At 55.6% G+C, this 717-nt stretch carries 2 protein-coding genes; both read right to left on the bottom strand.

Annotated elements, in window-relative coordinates:
- A partial coding sequence (locus tag ACR0E6_RS22275; RefSeq protein WP_480587466.1) for a portal protein occupies positions 1-270 on the bottom strand: 270 nt, incomplete at its 3' end.
- A gap of 1 nt (position 271) precedes the next feature.
- Positions 272-717, bottom strand: a 446-nt coding sequence (locus ACR0E6_RS22280; RefSeq protein WP_480587469.1) for a hypothetical protein, incomplete at its 5' end; no start/stop codon positions are given.

Raw genomic sequence — 717 nt, forward strand, 5'->3', positions numbered from 1 at the left:
GCCGTTGCTCTCGAAGGTGACAAGCGCGTCTGTGCTGAGCATAGGCGTTAGCTGCGCCAAGACTGCATTGGTCATGTCTGCAACGTCAGTAGAGAGGATATAGTCCTCTGTACCGTCCTCGCCCGGTGCGGGCTTCTTGCCCTCGTAATAGTCCAGAGCGTTTTGCCGGTTCTGGTACGTCTCCGACTGTGTGCTGTTCTCGCCGTTCGCAATCTCGCTTTGGATCACGCTACGCAGTCGCTGCTCTTTCTTTGTCTGCTTAATAGCCATCTTAGAACCTCACACTTGCGCTGGGTGATCTGGAACGCGGGAAGCTGTCCCAGTTGACCATGTGGTCAGGGCGTCCAGTCGCGTAGGTTTGGATTGCGTCAACGTAGTGGCTGGACCAGTCGTGAACCGGGCTTAGCTTCACTACGCGCTTTGTTTCGTCGTACTCGGCGCGGTAGGAAAAACACGCCTCAACTGTCGTGCCGCATTCTTCCTTGTCGAACCAACAGTGAGGCAGCAGCGCCCGCACCTGTTCAATGCCCTCATGCTTTGACTTGACGCGCGGCGCTATACGGACGTTGTGGCCCATATTCCGCACGACCTGTTCACGGGTCATACCGCTAGTCAGTTCATGCTGCACCGCGTCGTGTGGCATGATGACCGTATCAATCTCGAATGGTAGCGATTTCCAATCGTTCACAACCTCTCGCAGCTTGTTCTCTGCATACG

The organism is Ruegeria sp. AP12, from assembly GCF_056540025.1.